This window comes from Tsukamurella sputi (genome assembly GCF_007858445.1).
Lineage (GTDB): Bacteria > Actinomycetota > Actinomycetes > Mycobacteriales > Mycobacteriaceae > Tsukamurella > Tsukamurella sputi.
The window spans coordinates 1-504 of the sequence record NZ_VIGV01000256.1 but is presented as its reverse complement, the minus strand read 5'-3'; the positions used below and the strand labels follow the sequence as shown (position 1 = coordinate 504).

The window sequence follows — 504 nt, the reverse complement described above, 5'->3', positions numbered from 1 at the left end:
CGACAAGCTCGCGGCACGCAAGGGCGAGCCGCCCGGCGAGCGCGTGGTGCAGGACATCGAAGTGCACATCGACGAGACCGTCGACTTCCTCGAATGGTTCCTCGACGAGATCCCCATCGAGCCGATCTGGCTGTGCCCGTTACGGTTGCGTGATCCGCTGCCACCCGGCGCCGACGCGGACCGACCGTGGCCGCTGTACCCGTTGGAACCCCGCGAGACCTACGTGAACGTCGGTTTCTGGTCCGCGGTCCCGAAGCAACCCGGCCAGATCGAGGGCCGGGCCAACCGCCTGATCGAGGAGAAGGTGTCGGAGTTGGGTGGACACAAGTCCCTGTACTCCGAGGCCTTCTACGAGCGCGCCGAGTTCGACGAGCTCTACGGCGGAATCCACTTGGAGAAGTACAAGTCCCGCTACGACCCGGAGGATCGCTTGCTGGGCCTGTACGACAAGACAGTCAGGAGGCAGTGAATTGACGCGGTCCACTGAGCATCTCCCCAAGCTCA

1 pseudogene is annotated in these 504 nt (G+C 64.3%); it reads left to right on the top strand.

From position 1 onward, the window contains the following. A pseudogene (locus FK268_RS24045) lies at positions 1-469 on the top strand (FAD-binding oxidoreductase); the annotation flags it as partial. Positions 470-504 lie beyond the last annotated feature (35 nt).